General features: G+C 64.0%; 11 protein-coding genes and 1 tRNA gene. All 12 read right to left on the bottom strand.

Annotation, left to right across the window (positions count from 1 at the left end):
- Positions 1-36: 36 nt before the first annotated feature.
- The 12 genes from HRU71_03505 to gcvT all read right to left on the bottom strand — a co-directional run bounded on the left by HRU71_03505 (position 37) and on the right by gcvT (position 20,012).
- Positions 37-6,825, bottom strand: a complete 6,789-nt coding sequence (locus tag HRU71_03505) for a hypothetical protein (protein ID QOJ02611.1) — start codon at positions 6,823-6,825, stop codon at positions 37-39.
- 173 nt (positions 6,826-6,998) lie between these two features.
- A complete protein-coding gene (locus tag HRU71_03510; protein ID QOJ02612.1) occupies positions 6,999-9,440 on the bottom strand; it encodes an FHA domain-containing protein in 2,442 nt (813 codons plus the stop codon).
- A 16-nt stretch (positions 9,441-9,456) separates the two neighbouring features.
- A complete protein-coding gene (locus HRU71_03515; protein QOJ02613.1) occupies positions 9,457-9,705 on the bottom strand; it encodes a hypothetical protein in 249 nt (82 codons plus the stop codon).
- 168 nt (positions 9,706-9,873) lie between these two features.
- Positions 9,874-10,575 carry a hypothetical protein gene (locus tag HRU71_03520; GenBank protein QOJ02614.1) on the bottom strand — a complete coding sequence of 234 codons (702 nt, stop codon included), beginning with the start codon at positions 10,573-10,575 and terminating at the stop codon, positions 9,874-9,876.
- Between the two features lie 139 nt (positions 10,576-10,714).
- On the bottom strand, positions 10,715-11,344 hold the full coding sequence (locus tag HRU71_03525; protein ID QOJ04907.1) for an ATP-dependent Clp protease proteolytic subunit: 630 nt from the start codon (positions 11,342-11,344) through the stop codon (positions 10,715-10,717).
- A 47-nt stretch (positions 11,345-11,391) separates the two neighbouring features.
- The gene (locus HRU71_03530; protein ID QOJ04908.1) at positions 11,392-12,015 is read right to left on the bottom strand and encodes an ATP-dependent Clp protease proteolytic subunit; all 624 of its coding nucleotides are present in this window, start codon (positions 12,013-12,015) and stop codon (positions 11,392-11,394) included.
- Positions 12,016-12,114: 99 nt separating this feature from the next.
- Entirely contained in the window at positions 12,115-13,779 is a 1,665-nt protein-coding gene (gene tig, locus HRU71_03535) for a trigger factor (GenBank protein ID QOJ02615.1), read from the bottom strand.
- 223 nt (positions 13,780-14,002) lie between these two features.
- A tRNA-Gly gene (locus tag HRU71_03540) sits at positions 14,003-14,074 on the bottom strand.
- Between the two features lie 199 nt (positions 14,075-14,273).
- Positions 14,274-15,173, bottom strand: coding sequence for a PEP-CTERM sorting domain-containing protein (locus HRU71_03545; GenBank protein ID QOJ02616.1), 900 nt, complete (start codon positions 15,171-15,173; stop codon positions 14,274-14,276).
- A gap of 231 nt (positions 15,174-15,404) precedes the next feature.
- On the bottom strand, positions 15,405-18,365 hold the full coding sequence (gene gcvP, locus HRU71_03550; GenBank protein ID QOJ02617.1) for an aminomethyl-transferring glycine dehydrogenase: 2,961 nt from the start codon (positions 18,363-18,365) through the stop codon (positions 15,405-15,407).
- A 156-nt stretch (positions 18,366-18,521) separates the two neighbouring features.
- Complete coding sequence (gene gcvH, locus HRU71_03555) at positions 18,522-18,899, bottom strand: glycine cleavage system protein GcvH (protein ID QOJ02618.1); 378 nt, start codon at positions 18,897-18,899, stop codon at positions 18,522-18,524.
- Between the two features lie 24 nt (positions 18,900-18,923).
- Positions 18,924-20,012 (bottom strand): glycine cleavage system aminomethyltransferase GcvT, encoded by a 1,089-nt coding sequence (gene gcvT, locus HRU71_03560; GenBank protein QOJ02619.1) that lies wholly within the window; start codon positions 20,010-20,012, stop codon positions 18,924-18,926.
- Positions 20,013-20,017: the final 5 nt, after the last annotated feature.

The following is a 20,017-nucleotide window of genomic DNA, read 5'->3' on the forward strand; positions in this document are numbered from 1 at the left end:
GCCGGGGGCCTCGTGAGACGGCTCGCCGCCACCGCTTCAGCGCGACCGTGAATCGGGCGAGGCGGTTTGAGGCCGGCCGCTCAAGAGCAACATAGCCGACATCACCAGCGACGCGAGCAGGATGCCGATGGCGATCGCGACATCTTTCTTTTCCAAGTCGAACAGCGCCGGCATGACCGGGTCCATCGGCTGAAACTGAACGGCGCCCGCGGCAACGATCTGCCGAGAAGAACGGACGCGCTGAATCTCGTCCTCTGCTGCCGCGATTCGCTTCTCAATCGAGCCGATCTGGTCGCGCTTGCGTTCGATCGCGTCTTTCTGCGTCGCAACGGCCGCCATCTCATCCGCCGTCAGCGTCGCTGCGGAATCCACGCGCATGAACTCCTCGCTTAGAGACTGGTGTCGCGCGATTGCGGTCTCCACCGCCGCCTTCAACTCCGCGAGCCGCGCGGCGCGATGGGCCTCACGTTCCTTCGCCAACGCCGCGGCCACGACGCTGCGATGGTGTTCCTGCCGCTCACGAATCCGCGGCGCGAGGTCGTTCAGCGCGTTTCGCAGAGCCTTCAGCTCCACGTTGTAACGCGGGGCCACGTCGCGCGCCTGCACCGTCCAGCGATTCCGCGCGTCGAGGCTCTTGTGCGCCAGATTCGTCAATATGCTCTGGATGATCCGCCGCTTGGTCATCTCATTGCCGGCGGCGCCAATCTGCTCCGCCTTCTGCGCCGCGCCGCCGAATGACAACCGCGACGCAGCGTGGAAATCCCGAACCAGCGACTCGGCTTTCTGCTGATACTCGATCAACAGATGCGGATCCATGCCCTGCCTCCACGCGCTGACCTTCGGCATCAGCTCTTCCCAGCCGCTTACGAACGTCTTCGCTTGCTCCTGGTAGTCGGCCAGGTCCAGCGCGATCAGCTCCAGTTCCTTGCGGATCTCCTCGTCGCTCTGCGTCGAAACCTGCTTCTTCGTCTCGTCAACAAGTTCTTCGATGCTCGACATCAGTTCCGGAATCGATCGCCGCGCCTTGTCCATCGCTGAAACGAGCGACGTATGAAACTCCACCGCCTTGCTCTGCTGCTGTTGGAGCGCTTGATTCAACTCCTCATCGGACGATGCCGCCGCGGCGAGTTGCGCCTCGGTCGGAACAATCGGCGCCGTCGGGATCGGCGCCGACTCAAATGCGGCGAGCGCCGACTTGGCCGCGTCGATCTCTTTCTGTGCCGCGGCGATTTCGTCCTTGATGCGCGCCTTGGAGTGCTGGGCGTCGCTGACGCGCTTCAGCAACGGGTCGGCCGCGGCAGCCTTTTCCAACGACTCCAACTCGGCTCGCGCCTCGATCAATTCTGCTTTTAACGGCGCGATCCCGGCTTCCAGAGAACCAATGCGACGCTCGATTTCCTCCTGCGAATTGCCCAGCCTCCCCAGCGCCGCCGTGTATGCCTGCCCCACGGCATTCACCCAGGTCTGGGCCTTGTCCCGATCCGCCAGCGGCGCCTTGATTCGAACATCCACGCAATCACCGGTCGGCGCGTCGGCCACGAAGAACCGCTGATCGCGGTACAACGCCTTCAGATCCACCGACGCCAGGCGCGACGCTTCGTCGAAGACTTCGGGGCGTAGAATGTTCGCCGCATGCTCTCGGGCACTGGCTTGAATCCCCTGGCCCGCGCCGTCCAGCATGAATCGTCCGCGAACGACCACATCGCGCGACGGCGTATACAGGTACGCCATGGACGCCAAGCCGCCCAGGATCAATCCCACGGACGCCGCCCGGAAGAATCGCCGCCGCGGGGATGTTCTTGATGCAACCGACACCGGCAGCGTCTCGGGCTGCACCGCCGGAAGCGGCAATTCGTTCAATTCATCGCCGGTCACGAACTCCAAGTCGTGATCGTCGAACACCTGCCCGTCATCATTGAACGAATCAGACGCCGAATCGGCTGCGGACCCTGTGTGCTTCGCCTCCTCGCCGAGGGTGGACGCGGCGTGCGACTCCGCCGGCGTGTCGAACGAATCGTCATCGGCGAGAAATCGTACGATGTCTTCTTCTGATGCAGGATCCGCAGATGCCACGGCGCCGACGACGTCTTCTCGAATCGGCGTCCGACGGGATTGGTCAGCCCGGTCGGCTGCTCGAGCCGCCGCCTCGGCTGCGGCGCGCGTTGCCTCGCGACGCAGCGCAGCGCGCTCCTCGATCCATTGCGCCTCGCGCCGGCGGAACTCCTCCGCGTCACGCTGAATCCGCTCGCGCAGCGCTTCCAGCTCCGACTCCACCTCCGATCGCCGCCCCGTGAACTCGCTCTGCAACTGCGTTTGCCGCGCGCGATGTTCGGCTTCCAGCTCCTGGCGATGCCGCGCGGCCTGCGCGTCCAATTGCTCGCGCCGTTCCTTCAACTCCGTCTCAAGCAACTCCAGCCGGGTCTGGATGTCGCGCTCCACTTCCGCCAGGCGATTCTCACACCGTCGTTCTGTTTCTTCCTCGCGACGCCGCACTTCGGCCAGTCGATCCGCGATCGACGCGTCGAATCGCTCTCGCAATTCCTGCATCGCGCGCTCTTCCCGAGCGGCCGCCTCGGCTTCCAGCGATTCCACACGCGCCTGATAATCCGCTTCCAGTTGCCGCTCGCGATCGCGCAACTGGGATTCCAACTCCGCAACCTGCGATTCCGCCCCGCGCCGCGCACGCTCCAACGCCTCCTGACGCTCGGCGACCGCCGCCTCCAGTTCGTCCCGCTGACGCAACAGACCTTCGACTTCCTGTCGAACCTCCGCCGCCCTGCCTTCCACGGCGCGAGTGCGACGCTCAATCTCCTGCCTTGCCTCCGCCACTTCCGCCGCGACGGCCGACAGCGCTTCCTCGTGCGCCCGGAGCGCCTCTTCCTTTTGACGCAGCTCGCGCTCCTTCGCCTCCGCATCGCGCAGCAGCGCCGACAGCTTCTGACCGGATTCGCCGCGCCCATGAAGCTCCGCCCAGTCCTGACGCTGCCGACGAAGCTCCGCCAGCTGCCGCTTCAGATTCGCGCCGTACTGCTCCAGTTGCCGCGCGCGCTTCGCCAGGCGTTCTTCGCGATCGGCCAGCCGCCGGCGATGCTCGTCGTTCAGCCGCCTCGCCTCGACATCGGCCGCCTGCTGCTCTTCCAGCTCCTCACGGGCTCGCGTCAACCGCTGCTGCTCGGACGCGATGTGTTGATGCGAACGTTCAAGTTCCTCGCGCTCCTGGGTCAACCTCAAGCGCTCGCGCCGCGCGGCTTCCAATTCACCGTTCAATTCCTTCAGCCGGCTGTCCACCAGCGCCGCGTCTTCCGCGAGCCGCGCCTTGCGCAGCCGCATGCGATCCGCCTTGGCCACGAGCTGACGGCGAAGTTCCTCGGTCTCCTCGGTTGTGCGACGCAGCGCCGCCCGCGCCTGCTCCACTTCGGCCTGCGACGCCTTGAGCCGCGCCGTCTCCTCGGCCAGCAATCGCTCGCGATCGCGCGACGCCACGCGCTCGCGCTCCAGTTTCGCCCATTCACGCTCCAACTCGCGCTGCCGGGCGTCGACCTCCGCTCGCTGCGTCGCCAACTCACCGGCGCGGAGCGTGACGTCCTCGCGCTCCCGCTCCAGGGATGATTTCTCTTCCGCCAGGCGCGACCGCTCGGCACGCAGCGACTCCTGCGCCTCACGCAGCGCCTGCGATTGCTTCTCGACTTCCGACTTCTGCCTCTCCAGATCCGCCACGACGCTCTCACGCGCGTCCAGATCCGCCAGCCGACGCACATGGGTCTCACGCAGCGCTGCGATCTCGGCCTGCTGCGACTCGAGCGCTTTCTGCGCCGCGTGAACCGATTCCGATTCGCGGGCCAGCTCCCTGGATCGCAATTCCAGCGCCGCCTCGCGCGCGTCGAAATCCGCCGCCTTCCGATCCACCTCCAGCCGCGTCTTCTCGAACTCGGCCGCCTCCCGATCCAGCATCGCCTGCGCGTGATCCACCTCGCGCTGTTTCTTCTCGATCTCCGCCATTTGCGCTTCGAGGTCCAGTCGCTGCGCCTCGACCTCGCTCGCGCGGTGCTCCAGATCGACCAGCTTCTCACGCTCCTGCGCCAGTCGCCGGGCCTCGGCGTCCAGGTCACGATTGAGCGATTGAATCTCGTCCGTGCGAGCCTTCAGCGCGGCCTCGCGCGAATCCATTTCCGCGATGCGAGCCGTCAGCAATTCGCGCTCCTGCTCCAGGTCTGCCTCGCCCTTTCGAAGCGCCTCCAACTGGCGGTCGACGCGATCCTTCATCTCGCGGGCTGAACGCTCCGCGGATTCCGCATCAACCATGCGGCGATCAACCGCATGGCGAAGCTCGTCCAGCTCACGCCGGCGCGATTCCTGTTCCGCCTCCCGATCCTTGATGCGGTGCTCCCGCATCTCCAGGTCAAGTTGACGTTGCGAAAACTCCTGCTCGCCCTGCTCCAACGTCTCGGCACGCGACGCCAGCAACGCTTCACGCTGCTTGAACTCCGACTCGACCGCCGCAATCGATTGCTCCCGATGTGCGATCGCCTTCTCCCGATCTTCCAGCGTACGCAGGCGATACGCGATCTCGGCTTCGTGCCGCGCCACCGCCTCGGCCACGCGCTCCCGGATGATCGCTTCTTCCTTTTCGACCGCCTCGCGATGGCGGCGGATCTGCTCTTCCAATTCCGCCGCGCGGGACTTCTGCTGCTCGCTTTGCGCAACGCGAGCCTTTTCCAACGCTTCGGACTTGCTGCGGATCTCCGACTCCAGCCTCGCCACGGCCCGCTCGCGCTCCTCGATCTCCGCGCGACGCGCTGCCGACTGGCGATCCAGCTCCGCCAGCCTCGCGCTGATCGTCTGCTCCAGCTTGGTCTCGCGCTCGAACAACGACCGCTTCTGCTGTTCTAGTTCGGCCTGTTCCTCAGCCAGCCGACGGCGCACCTCGCCCACGCGCGCCTGCACCGTTTGCTCCAATTCGGCCTCACGCTTGGCCAGCGCCGCGGCCCGCGCTCGAACTTCGCCCTGTTCGTCCATCAGCTCGCGACGCAACTCGCTCACGCGGTGGTTGACCGCCTGCTCCAGTTGCGCCTCGCGCTTGATCAACTGATCCTGCTTCGCCGTCAGCTCCGCCTGCTGCTGCGCCAACTCGCGCTTCATCTCCGCGATCCGCGCCGCCGCCGTTTGTTCCACCTCGGCCTCGCGCTTCATCAGCGCGTCACGCTTCTTGTCCAGCTCCGCCTGCTTCTCAACCGTCTCGCGCTTCAGCTCCGCCAGCCGCGTGCTGACGTTCGCCTCCAGCTCCGCCTCGCGCTTGAACAGCAACCGCTTCTTGGCCTCCAGCGCCGCCTCGCGCGCCGCCATGTCGCGCTCCAGCTCCGCCAGCCGCGCCGCACGCTCCGCTTCGATACGATTCTCTCGCTCGTTCAGTCCGCGCTCCCGCGATTCCAGCTCCGCCTGTCGCGCTGTCAGCTCCTTCTTCGCCTCCGCGAATCGCGCCTGAACCTCCCGATCGGCCTCCGCAAGCCGACGCGCCGCCTCGCGCTCCGCCTCGTCCAGCTTCGCTCGCGCCCGCTGATCGAACGTCGCCTCGCGCTCACTCAACACGCGCTGCCGCGTCCCCAGCCGACCTTCCCAGCTCGAAGCCTCGCGCTTGATCTGCGCCACCCTCGCCTGGATCACTTCGTCCAGCTTCGCCTCGCGCTCCGCCAGTGACCGCTCCCGCTGCTCCAGCACCGCCTGCCTGGCCGCAAGCTGCGCCTTGGCCATCTGCTCCAGTTCTGCTCGGCGCTGGGCCAGCTCCGCCTTCGCCGTCTCGCGAAGCTGCGCCTCCAGTTGCTCCAGTTCTGCCGTCCGCCGGGAAAAATCCGCACGTTGCTGTTCCAGCTCCTCACGACGCCGCGCGCTGTCCGGCCCAGGCACCTGGCGCCGTGACTGCTCCGCCAACTCCGACGCCCGACGCTGCAATTGCGCGTGATACGCCTTCAACCGACTTCGCTCCGCCGCCAACGCCTGACGCAGCTTTCGAGCGCGCTCATCCAGCGCCTGCTGCGCCATCACGACGCGCTGACGCAGTGCCGCTGCGCGCTGGTCGATTTCTTCGCGCGAAAGCTCGCCCGGCGTTCCGGTAACGGTTCCGCTCTTCGAAGTTGCGTCGGTTTGAGCTCGGCTCGTTGAACTGCCTGGCGTGCGCTGCTGTTGCGTGATGGTCTGCCTCGCCTCGGCCAACTGCTCGCGCGCTTCCTGAAGCTCCTTTTGCAAGCGGCCCAACGCCTTCTCCGAAACACCCTCGTCCAGCAGCGCGTCATCCCCCCCCGACGCCCCCGACGACGCCTGCGCCGCCTGTCCCATCACAAAATCCCTGGGCATCGGTTTTCCCATGTTCAACGCCGTTCGAATGCGACCACCGACCGATCCGACCCCGTCGCCCACCTCGCCGGTTTGCTGCGATGCTACTTCCGACGCCGTGCCGACTTGTCGTTCGCGCGCGCGAAGCGTCGCTCCGGCATCCGGCCAGAGCGGCTTGGAATCTCTGGCTGCTCCGTCCCCCATCCCCCCCGAAGCCCCCCCGCCTTGCAATTGTACCCCCGTCTGCGACGAATGCGACGAGCCCCCTGCATCGCTCCCGCTGCCGTCGAAACCCGAACCCAGCGCCGCCAGTGCGGCCGCTTCATCCGAGTACTGATCCGCCCAACCCACGCCCGCCCCGAATCCATCCGCCACCGAGCGAAGGTGCTCCAGATCGCGGGTCAGGGCCGCCTCGACCGAAGCGGCCGCCGTCGCGAATTCCGCAGCGACATCCACAGGATCGCCCAGACTCGAACCCTCATCAGAAGGCGCACGCAATCCGAATTCGTGCGCCGCATCAGACGAAGCAGCGGCAGACTCCGGATAGCCTCGCTCCGTGTTGTCTTCGTGTGGTGGACTTGGGTTGTGCATGCTGGAACGACTCCGCCGTACCGTCGCATCAGATTCGAAGGGGCACCCATCCATGGGCTACCCCGAGCGTGTTGCTCGCGTCAGGAACCCTCTCCTTCCAAGGGAATCGGTTCCAGAGGTTTCTTTCCGTCGGGCGCAACTTGAACGCGCAACGAAGCGATTTTCTCGCTCAACCGCGCCTTCAACTCGCTGGGCCAGCGCGACCGCTGCGCGGCGTCGGTCGCACCGTTGATCGGACCGGTTTCAGGCGTCACCTGCGGTATCCCGCGGATGGCGTCCTGCAAGCCTTCGATCTCGCGCTGCAAATCGGAAAGTCGGCCGCGCTCCATCGCCGCCGAAACAGGAGTCTCGGCGCCGAATTCGTAAGTCTCGGCTGGGCCGGATTGAGCGTTCGAGGGCGTCGCCTCGATCTTCGGCGACGGGGCTGCAATCGAACGGACCGTCGCTTCATCGTCCAGCGGCGCGCCACCGGACAACGCATTCATCCACGAACTCAAGCCGCTCTGGCGGGATTGAATCTCGCGCTCGATCTCCGCCAAGCGCGCGTTGAGCACCTTTTCCAGCTCGCCGGCCGTGCGATCCAGTTCGAATCGCCCCGCTTCCTCAATCGCCAGGCGTTGTGCCCGAATCTCGCGCTCGCGCGCCTCCAGGGCCGATTGTTGCTTCGCCAATTGCTCCTCGATCTGTTGCCGCCGCTCGCGGGCCATCCGCGCCAGCTCCGCCGCGCGACGCTGCATCTCCGATTGGCGCATCTGCAACCGCAACCGCTCCGACTCCAGCGTCTGACGCAGCTCGGCGCGGCGCGACTCGAACTCATCACGCGTCGCAGCGAGATGCTGCGCCTCCGCAGCAAGCTCGGACTGACTCTGTTCGGCCTCGGCCAGGCTGCTGTTCACCGTCGCCTGCCTCGCCTCGACCTGCCGCAATCGATTCATCAGGGCTTCGTGCTCGCCCGCCAACGCCTGGTGCGCACGGCGAAGCGTCTGAACACGCTCGTCCAGTTCCTTGCGCCGCACGCGGTGTCGTTCCTCGGCGCGGACCAGATGGCTCCGCAGCCGCTCAATGTCAAATCGCAATGCCTCCAGCCGCGCGTCCGTCTCGTCCACCTCGGTTCGTTCGGCGCGAACCAGCGACGCCAGCTCCGCCGCCTGCGCTTCCAGCGAGTCGGCCGAGATCACGTTAAATGGCTGCGCCGCACCGGAGGCGCCCGGTGCCGTGCTCGACGCTCCTCCAAGCGCCTGCTCCGTCGCTACCGCGTTTCGCTCCGTGGCGTCGGCCGGCTCAAAGGTCCCGCCGAAGACGCGTTCCACCTCTCGGCGGTCGATCAGCGGCGGCACCGGCTCGGCGCGCTCCGAGGATTGGCTCGGGGCGATCGCGCCGGTCTGCGCCTGGAGCGCCTCACGCTTTTGCATCGCCGCTTCCAGCAGCTTGCGCGCCTTGCTCTGCAATTCGCTGTGATAACTGCTCAACCGCTCGCGCTCTTTCGAGAGGCCGTCCCACAGCTTCTTCGCACGCTCATCGAGTGCGTGCTGCGCGGCTGCCACGCGCGCCTTGAGTCGCTCGCTCTTTTCGTTGACGACCTTGAGCCGTGCCGACACAACGGCATCACTCGCATCCCCCGCGTCGACCGAACCGGCCGATTCGTCTCCCACGTCGGCGCCATGGATCGGCCCCGTTGCCGCGGCAATGGCCTCCGCGAATCCGGCTTCGTCCATCGTCTCACCCGGCGCCTTCCCTCCGCCCGCACCGGACAAGATCGAATCAGGCCACGGCGTATCGGCGTGCGACATCTGACTTAAAATTTCGGCGAGGCTGGTGATGCCTTCTGCACCACGCGGAACGTCGCTTTCCGCGACGGCGGATCGCTCGACTGCCGCCGAAATCGACGGTGCTGCGCAGGAAAATGACAACTCATACGGACCGATGCCGATCCGATCCCCATCGCTCAAATTCGACTGCCGCACATGCCGACCATTGCGACGAACGTTGAAACTTCCCACCAGATCCCGAAGCACCGGACCATTCGTCGTCCACGCGATCAATGCATGGCGCGGACCGATGGAAGGATCGGCCAGCACAACGTCGCACGCGGCGTCGCTCCCGATCAACAGCATCGGCTCACGATTGGACACTTCGCCTATGGTGCGATCGTCGCGCAACGAGAACGTCCCGTAAGCCGCGTTGCCTGCGTTCGACTCCGACAACTCGACGCAGAAGGAAAATGGACCGATCTTCAGGACCGCGCCGTCGGTCAACCGCTCGAAACGGATGCGACGATCGTTCACAATCGTTCCGCCGGCGCCACCCAGATCGCACGCATACGCCGCGGTTCCAATTCGCAGGATCGCGGTATGCGCCGCGTCGACCCGGCTGGATGAAAGACCGATTTCACAACCGTCACTCGACCCGATGATCGTCAAGTCTTGTTCAACGCCGCGAACTCCCGGGCGGACCGTTGGATCGGTGGAGACCAGGCGAATGCGAGATTCCGTGGCGGCACTGGGCGCTGGGCAGGTCTTCACGAGCGTTTCACCTCATTCACACGGATTTCAACAATCCATGCGCCATCTCCGGTTTTCCATTTCTGCGTCGCGCTCCTGCATCCGATTCTCGAACCGCAGATGAAGTGACGCCACGCACGATCTTGCCATCTTCGCTTGGCAACCTTTTCCGCTTCGGGCATCCTCCCTTGCGGATGCCGATAATATCAGCGCAAACCGCGACCAAACCAAGCTTTATCCCTGTTATCGGATCATTCATGCCTGTAACAATACTGGCGATTGCCACCCCCCACCTCCCTGCAAGCCACCGCTGGATGGCGAAATGGAGCGCGCTGTGCATTGACGAACAGCGCGACGGAAGGCCATTTAAGTTGGCAAATTCCCTGTTCTCGATGCTGAAAACCAGGTTTTCGACCTGGGGCCGACGAAACACTCGTGGATGGATTCCAATGCGTCAGCGGATGTCCGACGCCACGATAGCCTGCGCGGGCAGCGCCCTTTGGGTTTCGAATGAGCGGCCGGTGAGCAGGTCGGTAAAGACGACCACGGCGGTAACGGTCTGTCCGGCGGGCCTGCGAAACGCGGGCCCGAAGGGCAGACGCAAGGTGTAGTGTGAAGTCATGAAACGGCCGAACCAAAGGGGCTTGAGTTCATCCGCCGAATAGTCCATCCGGATCAGCGCCTGCTGGCCATCCGGAAGCGACAGATCGTAAAGGGCAACGCGGAGGGAACCGGCAGCCTTAAGCACGTCGTTCTCTGCGTCGTACAGGCGGAGGTACAGGACGATGCCGTCCGGAACTCCATCGTTGTTTTCGTCATAAGCGCCCGACAAGCGATCCAGGTCAATGCGATCGACTCGCACGAGCCGGTCGAATCGGGCGCGGTCATCCATGCCGCGCAAGCGTTGAATCTCCGCGGCCTGTTGCGCGAGCGCGGCGTCCTTCTCGGCGAGCGATCGTCCCTGGGCCGCGAGCTTGTCTTCAAGCTCCTGAATCTGGGTGATGTGCGCGTCGGTCCGGGTGTCGCAACCGAAACCGGCGAGCGCCAATCCGAAAGCGATCGCGCCGGCCAGGTGAGGGCGCATCCGGCAGGCACCGATCTTCGCGGCGCCACGCGGGCTGAAGCCCGCGGCTCGTTGATCGTCGAAATGAAGCATCAGACTCGCAACAAGCTGTTTCAAGACTCCCTCTCCCTGCCAGGGAGAGGGTTGGGTTGAGGGTGAATCATTTCGTTTGAACCACATTTCCGCCTCACCCGACCTCTCCCCCAGGGGGAAAGGGGGGGTGAAATCGATTCTAGTCCTCGTCGGAATTGGAGCGCCGCGCCATTTCGGGCTGGCGTTCGAGAATTTTGTCCACCAGACCGTACTCGGTCGCTTCCACCGGGTCGAGCCAAAGATTGCGGTCGCAGTCCTTCTCGATCTTCTTGATGTCGGCGCCGGTGTGCTTGCGGATGATGCCGTACAACACGTCGCGCAGGCGGAGAATCTCCTTCGCCTCGATGGACAGGTCCGTGGCGGCGCCTTGCATGACGCCGCCGATCAGCGGCTGATGCAGCAGCACGCGCGAATTGGGCAGGGCGTAGCGTTTGCCCTTGGCGCCACCGCACAGCAGGATCGCTCCCATGCTGGCCGACACGCCCACGCAGTAGGTGGCCACATCGCAGCGGAGGAACTGCATGGTGTCGTAAATCGCGAGACCGGCCGAAACGCTGCCGCCGGGGGAGTTCACATAAAAGTGGATGTCGGCCTGCGGATCCTCGTTCGAGAGGAACAGCATCTGCGCGACGATCACGTTCGCCACTTCGTCATCAATCGGCCCGCCGAGAAACACGACGCGGTCTTTCAGCAGCCGCGAGTAGATATCGTAGGACCGTTCGCCCCGGCCTGTCTTCTCGATGACAAACGGAATCAGGTTGTTGTTCATCGCCATCGTCGGCACTCCTTCGCTCGCGTGCGTTGCCTTCCGTTGCGCTACTTCTTCTCTTCCAGTTTCTTGCCAGGTGCATCGAGAATCTCATCGACGAGGCCCCACTTGACCGCCTCGGCCGGCTCGATGAATCGATCGCGCTCGGTCTCTTCTTCAATCTTTTCCGGCGTCATGCCGGTGTGCTTCGCCAGGATTTCATTGAGCTTGCGCTTGTCGCGCAGGATCTCTTCGGCCTGAATGCGGATGTCCTCGGCCTGACCGGTGATGCCGCCCCACGGCTGATGCAGCATGATCTTGCTGTTGGGCAGGGCAAAGCGCTTGCCCTTGGTGCCGGCCGTCAGGATGACCGCGCCGCCGCTGGCCGCCTGCCCGATCGAATACGTGGCGATGTCGCAAGTGAGGAATCGCATCGTGTCGTAAATGGCGAGGGTCTGATCGACCATGCCGCCGGGGCAGTTGATGTACAGGTGTATGTCCTGGTCCTTCTTGATGCTCTGAAGATAGAGCAATCGCATGATGACGAGGCTGGCCGTGCGATCGTTGATCGGCCCGGCGAGGAAGATGATGCGGTTCTCCAGGAGCATGTCCTCGATGGACATCTCGCGGATGCGCTGATAAGGCGCGCTCTGCGCAAAGGTGTCCGGCATGAGCCGCTGAATCATTCCCATCGCCGCGCTTCTGGTTCCATCCATGGTTTTGCCCTTCGTTCAATCAACCCGGACATGATGGCCGGGATCATAGTCGCCCCAAAATCAGAGACGGCTCGGCTATTTCTTCGACGGCGGTTTGCGCGGTGGCTTGGCCGCATCGCCGCCGGCTTCCTTCTTCTTTTCGGGCTTTGGAGCGGCGGCCTTGGCCTCTTTCTTGGCGGCCGGCGCCTTGTCGGACTTCTCGGCCGTTTCGGCCTTTTCTGCCTTCTCGGGCTTGGCCTTGGCTGCTTTCTCGGCCTTTTCGACCTTGCCCTTGATGTCCGGCTTGGTCTCCTTCACCACGGCATGCTTGATGACGTGGTCCAGGCACTTGTCATCGCGAATCTGGAGGTACAACGATTCAATGCCGTTGTTCTTCATCAGATCATCGCGCACCCGGTCAAATCGGCGGCCGTACATCTGGGCGATGGACGCGATCTGGGCGTTCAGCTCCTCCTCGGAGACTTCCAGTTCCAGTTTTTCGGCCATGTCTTCGAGGATGAAGTGCAGCTTCAATTCGTCGAGTGCCTCCGCCGCCGCGCTGGTGCGCAGCTCGTCGGCGTGCTTTTCGATTTCCTCCATTGGTACGCCCTGCCGCTGAAGATCGACGATGCGACGCAGGACGGCACGCTCCACCGTTCGCGAACTCAACCCTTCGGGGAGGTCCAGCTTGGTGTTGGCGAGCAGGTACTTCCGCGCCTGGCTGCGCATGCCGCGACGGATGGCGGTTGACAGTTCGCTCTCCATCTGGCGGCGGAGATGCTCGCGCAGGTCCTTCTCGGAATCGAAGCCGAAGCTCTCCAGGAAGGCCTTGTCCAGCGGGGGCAATTGCAGGCGCTTGATGTCGTTGATCTTGATCTCGAACTTCGCCTTCTTGCCGCGTGCGTCCTCCACGTCGTAGTCGTCGCCCAGCGTCCCTTCCAGCGTGCGCGAGTCGCCGACCTTCGCGCCCTTGATCGTCTCGCCGAAATCCTCGAACGCGACCGTTTCGATGCGCTGCGCCCGGGCCGCCAGGGTGATGTTTTCCTGCTTTTTGATTTCCTTCCCATCCACGGTGATGAGGAGATCGCATACGATGATGTCGTTCGACTCCACCTTGCCGTCCACCACCGGCGCGAAATGTCCGCGACGCGAACGCAGACGGTCGACCTGCTCGTTAAGGTCGTCCTCGGTGATCTCCACCTGCGGCTTCTCGATCTCCACGCCTTCGAGCTTCGGCAGCTCGAACGACGGTTTAACCTCGACCTCGCAGCGGAACTGGAGCGAACCCTCGGCCGGCAGCTTCATGCTCTGGAGGTAGGTCGTCATCTCGACAAGTTGCTCTTTCGCCTGTGGATCGCCCAGCTTGTCCTTCGGAATCGCCCAGATCAGCGGATCGCCGAGCACCTTCAGGTCCTGCTTTTCAATGGCGGCGAGATAGGCATTCGAAACGATGCGCGTCTGAACCTGCGCGCCGACTTCGCCGCCGAAACGCTTCTCGACCAGCCGCCGCGGCGCGCGACCACGCCGAAATCCCGGAACGATCGCCTCGCGCGTCAGCTCGCCGTATTCCTTGTCCAGCTCGCGATCGATCGCATCGCGCGGTACCGTGACCGTCAGACACTTCCGCAACACGCCGGCGTCGGCCACTCTCACGTCGATCGCCCTGGCCATCAGCGACTTGGGGTCCTGCTCCTCCTCGGCGTCATCCGCCGTCGCGCGGTCGCCTTCGGTCTGTGAACCGGTGATTCCCTTTGCCGCCATCGCACGCCTCCTGTCTGCCGGTCGACGGGCCGTTCGCCCGCGCGCCCGCGCAACAAAAAAAGCCGGTCAGGCGTTTGACGCCCGACCGACTCCTGGTGTCGATCTCCCCGGGGCACACGCATCCGCAGCCAACGCCTGACCAGGTGAAACGGTCGGTACCCTGCGGTGCTATCGTTTTTTCGACCGCCGAGCCGCGGCGCCAACACGACGGCGGATCAGCCAAAGCGGGTGATGAGATTCGAACTCACGACATTCACGTTGGCAACGTGACGCTCTACCACTGAGCTACACCCGCAATATCCTGGTTCGGGACTCCCAAACCGAGCACCTATTTGTAATTCGACCGCAACCGGTCGTCAAGTCGGATGCGGCGTGTGGTCCGGCCGATTGCTCACCCCGATTTCATCGGCCCATTCCGAACACGCCAAAAGAAAAAGGCCCGGTCGAAAAGACCAGGCCTTGAACGAATGAACCCCTCTTGGACTGCCGGCCGGCTATCGACGCCGGCGAACCAGAACGAACCCGGCAAGCACCGCCAGCAGGCTGGCGGTCGTCGGCTCGGGAATCACGTCGATGAATCGGCCGCCCCCCGCGTACACCTGGGTACTGGTGCCGGTTCCGACGTTGTACACATGCGCGCCAGCGCTGTTGGTCCACAGGATGTTGCCGTTGCCAAGCTGCTTAACGCCCCGGGCGCCCGACGCGGCGAAGCTGCCGAGGATCGTGCCGGTGTTCGGGTCAAGCCGGACAACCAGATTCGACGAGAACGCAGCCACGAGGATGTCCCCATTGGTCGCGTAGTCCATCTGCTCGGCGAAGTTCAGGCCGGTGCTGTTGTGAAACGCGCCGAGCGAATTGCCGCTCAAGTCATAGCGATGGATGTCATCGTTCGCGGAGTCGGACGAAACAAGCAGGCCGCCCTGGTGCGGCAGGACATGAAAGCCCGAACTCAACGGCGTCAGGAAGAAGCCCAGCTCATTTCCCGCGGTGTCATACATGCGGACCTGGCGACCGGGCGCGCCGTTAGCGGTGCCCGTGCTGGTCACATAGACCTTGCCGCCGAACTGGCCCATGCCGCGGACGTTGTCCAGGCCGGCCGTGCCGAGCTGCCCCAGCACGTTGCCGGCGAGATCGAAGCGAGAGACCCGATCACCGACTTGCTCGGAAACCCAGATTTCACTACCGACAAGCATGGCGTGAATGGGTGTGCCTCCCAGAAGCGGGAACACGTTCGTATTCACAACCGAACCGTCGTTGGCGTCGAACGTGACCAAGCGATTGTTGGTTGAGTCCGGCATCATCAGCAATTGCGCCTGCACGCTTGCGCTGCCAGACGAGAACACCGCCATGGCAATTGCGAGTACAAGCGACGTACCAATGCATTGCGTTTTCATGGCTCACCTTCTTTTCTCATCCAACCAACACGATTGGAGCTGCGCAGCCCTCGCACGCGTCCACGTGTCACCCTCATGTTAACGAAAAACATGGCAGTAAGTCAAGAATTCCAACCACGAACACACGGCAAATTCGCCGGCCATACCAGGCGATCTTCGAACTCCCCCCGACAAGCGAAACCGATGTAACTGCTTGTGCAGAGGCCGCTTACGGAAGATCCCGAAAAACGTCTACCCAGCAGATACCGGCGGACAGGTGCAGAATAGGTTCCGATCACCGTAGGCGTTGTCAATCCGCCCCACGGCCGGCCAGAACTTGTGATTCCGCACCCACGGCAGCGGGTAGGCAGCCTGCTCCCGCGGGTACGTGTGTGGCCAGTCGTCCCGTGCCACAGCCTCGGCAGTGTGGGGCGCGCCTTTGAGGGGGTTGTCGTCGCGCGGCATCGCGCCGTTTTCAATCGCTCGAATCTCCTCGCGGATGGCGATCATGGCTTCGCAGAAGCGATCGAGTTCTTGGCGTGATTCGCTCTCGGTCGGCTCGATCATGAGCGTGCCCGGAACGGGGAAGGACATCGTCGGGGCGTGGAAGCCGAAGTCGATCAGCCGCTTGGCGATGTCCTCGACCTTTACACCGGCCGTCTTCTCAAAGGGGCGGCAGTCGAGAATGAACTCGTGCGCCACGCGCCCGGTTCTGCCGCGATAAAGCACGGTGTAGTGCTTCTCCAATCGTCGTGCCATGTAATTGGCATTTAGAATGGCGACCTGCGTCGCGCGCGTCAGGCCCTCGCCGCCCATCGCGGCGATGTAGACCCACGAAATCGGCAGGATTGACGGACTGCCGTACGGAGCGGCCGCCACCGCGCCGATCGCCTTCTCGCCGGCGGAATCAGGCCGGAGGACCGGGTGCGAGGGAAGATACGGAGCGAGTGAGGCCGTGACGCAGATGGGTCCCATGCCGGGTCCGCCGCCGCCGTGAGGGATGCAGAACGTTTTGTGCAGGTTCAGATGGCAGACGTCGGCGCCGATATCGCCCGGACGGCAGAGGCCGACCTGGGCGTTCATGTTCGCGCCGTCCATGTAGACAAGACCACCATGCTGATGAACGATGTCGCAGATTTCACGGATGGCGGTTTCAAAGACGCCGTGCGTGGAGGGGTAAGTCACCATCAGGGCGCCGAGGCGATCCGTGTGCTCGGCGGCCTTGGCACGAAGGTTTTCCACGTCGATGTTGCCGGCGGCGTCACAGGCGACGGGCACCACGGTGAACCCGGCGACGACGGCGCTGGCGGGGTTGGTGCCGTGGGCCGACTCCGGTATAAGACAAACATCACGATTCACCTGCCCGCGCTCCCGGTGATAGGCTCGAATCACCAGCAGGCCGGTGTATTCGCCCTGGGAACCGGCGTTGGGCTGGAGCGAGACCTTGGCGAAGCCCGTGATCTCCGCCAGCCAGGCCTCAAGCTGTTCGAACAGTGCCTGATACCCGCGCCACTGATCCGCCGGGGCGAACGGATGCAAGGCGCCGAAGGCTGGCCACGTCACGGGGATCATCTCACACGTCGCGTTGAGCTTCATCGTGCAGGAGCCGAGCGGAATCATCGCGTGGGCCAGGGAGAGATCGCGGTTCTCCAGTCGCTTCATGTAACGCAGCATCTCGGTTTCGCTGTGATAGGAACAGAAGACGGGATGCGTCAGATAGGCCGACGTTCGTTGCGGCAATTCGGCGGATGTCGCTTTGTAAGGGGAGATCGCGCTGCCGCGCGCGGAGGATTTCGCCACCGATGCAAGGGCATCGACCAGGCGCGTGATATCGTCCTCCGTGGTCGCCTCGTCCAGCGAGATCGACACGTTGACCGCGCTGGTCGCGCGAAGGTTGATCCCGGCTTTCGCGGCGGCATCCACCAGCGTCGCGGGCGAGCCGGTGTAATAGCGCTGATCGTCGAGATGGATGGTGATCGTGTCGAAGAATCGGCTCGCCGGCAGGTAATAACCCAGCGCCGCAAGCTGCTCGCGCAAACGAGCGGCCATCCCGTGAATTCCATGGGCGATTCGCCGCAGCCCCGTCGGGCCGTGATAGACCGCGTACATGCTGGCCACGATCGCCAGCAGCGCCTGGGCCGTGCAGATGTTGCTCGTCGCTTTTTCACGGCGGATGTGCTGCTCGCGCGTTTGAATCGCCAGCCGATACGCCGGCCGGCCGTGGGCATCCTTCGAGACGCCGATGATGCGCCCGGGTATCAGACGTTTGTATTCATCTTTCGTCGCCAGAAACGCCGCGTGAGGCCCGCCCAGACCCATCGGCACGCCGAACCGTTGTGCCGACCCGACGGCGATGTCCGCCCCCCACTCGCCCGGCGGCTCGATGAGCGCACACGCCAGCAGGTCCGTCGCGGCCACGACCGGCACCCCGAACTCATGCGCCCACGCCGTCAGCCCGCGATAATCCTCGATTCGCCCGTCCGTTGTCGGATATTGCAGCAACAGCCCGAACAGGGACTTCATCCGGACCGCATCCTTCGACCGGAAAAAGTCGGCCGGATCGCCGGTGGCCACTTCAATCCCCAGCGGCTGCGCCCGGGTCTTCACCACCGCAATCGTCTGCGGGTGGCAATCCGCGGCGACAAAAAAGACATTCCGCTCTTGCGACTCGCCCACGATCGACCGGCACACGTGCATCGCCTCGGCGGCGGCCGTCGCCTCGTCCAGCAACGATGCATTGGCCAGCGGCAGGCCGGTGAGATCGGCGACCATCGTTTGAAAGTTCAGCAATGCTTCGAGGCGGCCCTGGGATATCTCCGCCTGATAGGGTGTGTATTGCGTGTACCAGCCGGGATTCTCAAGAATGTTGCGCAGGATGACCGGCGGCGTGATGCAATCGTAGTAACCCATGCCGATCATTGAACGCATCACGCGATTCTGCGCGGCGTGACCGGCCAATTCTCGAAGCACGTCGGCTTCGGTGCGCGATGGACCAATCGCGAGCGGCTTCTTCAGGCGAATGTCCGACGGCACGGTCTCGTCGCAAAGCGCCTCCAGCGACCCGCAGCCGACGACGGCGAGCATCTCCTCGATGTCGCGGTCACGCGGGCCGAGATGACGCGGAACAAATGTTGCGGCGGGATCAATTCGTTCGAGATCGTGCGAGCGCCCGCCAGATGCGGCCGGGCCGGTGGAACTGGACGACAAGGACATGGGTGCGGACTTCTCCCTCGCGGCCGGTTGCAGCCGCGGCGATGGGGATGTTCTAGTCATCCGAATATCGTCGGGCAACGGGAGAGAATTGGCAATGCAGGGCAGGCACGAGCCCCTGTTGCCAGGGATCGTGGGGCAATCCCCACGCCATAGCAATTACCCCAACTGCTTCTCGTAATCCCCCGCCGACAGCAGCGCCGCATGCTGGGCCGCGTCGGACACCTTCACCTTGATCATCCAGCCGCCGTCAAACGAATCGTTGTTCACCAGCTCCGGCGAATCGTTCAACTTTGTGTTGACTTCCGTCACCGTGCCGCTCACGCCAGCATACAAATCGCTCGTCGCCTTGACGCTCTCCACCTCGCCGAACGGCTTGCCCGCCGTCACCGTCGCGCCGACTTTCGGCAACGAAACGAAGGTGATATCGGTCAGTTCGTCGGCCGCGAACTTCGTAATACCGATCGTGCAGATGTCGCCCTCGAGCTTGTGCCACTCGTGGGAGGAAAGGTATCGTCGATCCGTTGGTACGCTCATGTTGCTCGCTCCGCTCCAGCTCCTTTAATTCGCCCGCTTGTAAAACGGCAGCGCCACGACCGTCGCCCCGATTCGCTCACCGCGCACATCGACGCACAGCGCCGCACCGCTCGACAGCGCCGCCGAATCGACGTACGCCATCGCGATGGATTTCTCCAGCGTCGGACTGAACGTGCCGCTCGTCACCTCGCCCGCTTCGGCTTCGCCCACCAGCACCCTGGACCCCTGCCGCGCGATGCGACGACCCTCCAGCACCAGCCCCGTCATCTTCCGGCGCGGCCCCTCGGCCGCAATCTTCCGAAGCGCCGCCGCCCCGATGAACTCCTTCTCCAAATCCACGCACCAGCCGCAACCCGCCGACAGCGGATCAATCTGCTCGTTCAACTCGTGCCCGTACAGCGGCATGCCCGCTTCGAGCCGAAGCGTGTCCCGCGCGCCCAGCCCAGCCGGCTTCACCGTCACGCGATCGACCCCGCCGTCCTTCGTCAGAAAGTCCCACGCCAGCACGCCCAGCCCCGATCCCAGCACGACCTCCAGCCCGTCCTCGCCGGTGTAGCCGCTGCGAAAGATGCTGTACTTCTGTCCCATGTACGATCCGCTGATGAACCCATAGCGACCCATGTCTTCTATCTTGAACGGCATGTGCTTCTTGAACAGGTCCATCGTCGCCGGGCCCTGCACCGCCAACATGACCGACGACGCCGTCTGATCGTCCAGCTTCACGTCCCGGCCGGCCAGGTGCTTCGTCAGATGCGCCACGATCTTCTCGCGATTGCCCGCGTTGCAAACCATCAGCCATTTGTCTTCATAACGCGAGACGATCACGTCGTCGAGAATCCCTCCCGCTTCGTTGCACACGTGGCTGTACCCGCTGCGCCCGACCTTGAGCTTCCCGACGTTCCGCGTGCAGACGTGTTGCAACACCGCCTCGGCGTCCTTGCCGGTCAGGTACAGCCGCCCCATGTGGGAGACGTCGAAGATGCTGCTGGCCGTACGGGTGTGAACATGCTCCTCGACGATGCCGCGATACATGACGGGCATCTCCCAGCCGCCGAAGTCGATCAGCCGCGCGCCGAGGGATTTGTGCGTCTCGTAAAGGGGGGTTCGTAACATCCGAC

It is taken from the genome of Planctomycetia bacterium (genome assembly GCA_015200345.1).
Taxonomy (GTDB): domain Bacteria; phylum Planctomycetota; class Phycisphaerae; order UBA1845; family UTPLA1; genus PLA3.

Excerpts from the sequence above, each read along its gene's own strand:
- HRU71_03520 (QOJ02614.1), bottom strand. The coding sequence starts at position 10,575 with ATGCTTCATTTCGACGATCAACGAGCCGCGGGCTTCAGCCCGCGTGGC.
- HRU71_03525 (QOJ04907.1), bottom strand. The coding sequence starts at position 11,344 with ATGAACAACAACCTGATTCCGTTTGTCATCGAGAAGACAGGCCGGGGC.
- HRU71_03530 (QOJ04908.1), bottom strand. The coding sequence starts at position 12,015 with ATGGGAATGATTCAGCGGCTCATGCCGGACACCTTTGCGCAGAGCGCG.
- tig (QOJ02615.1), bottom strand. The coding sequence starts at position 13,779 with ATGGCGGCAAAGGGAATCACCGGTTCACAGACCGAAGGCGACCGCGCG.
- HRU71_03545 (QOJ02616.1), bottom strand. The coding sequence starts at position 15,173 with ATGAAAACGCAATGCATTGGTACGTCGCTTGTACTCGCAATTGCCATG.
- gcvP (QOJ02617.1), bottom strand. The coding sequence starts at position 18,365 with ATGTCCTTGTCGTCCAGTTCCACCGGCCCGGCCGCATCTGGCGGGCGC.
- gcvH (QOJ02618.1), bottom strand. The coding sequence starts at position 18,899 with ATGAGCGTACCAACGGATCGACGATACCTTTCCTCCCACGAGTGGCAC.
- gcvT (QOJ02619.1), bottom strand. The coding sequence starts at position 20,012 with ATGTTACGAACCCCCCTTTACGAGACGCACAAATCCCTCGGCGCGCGG.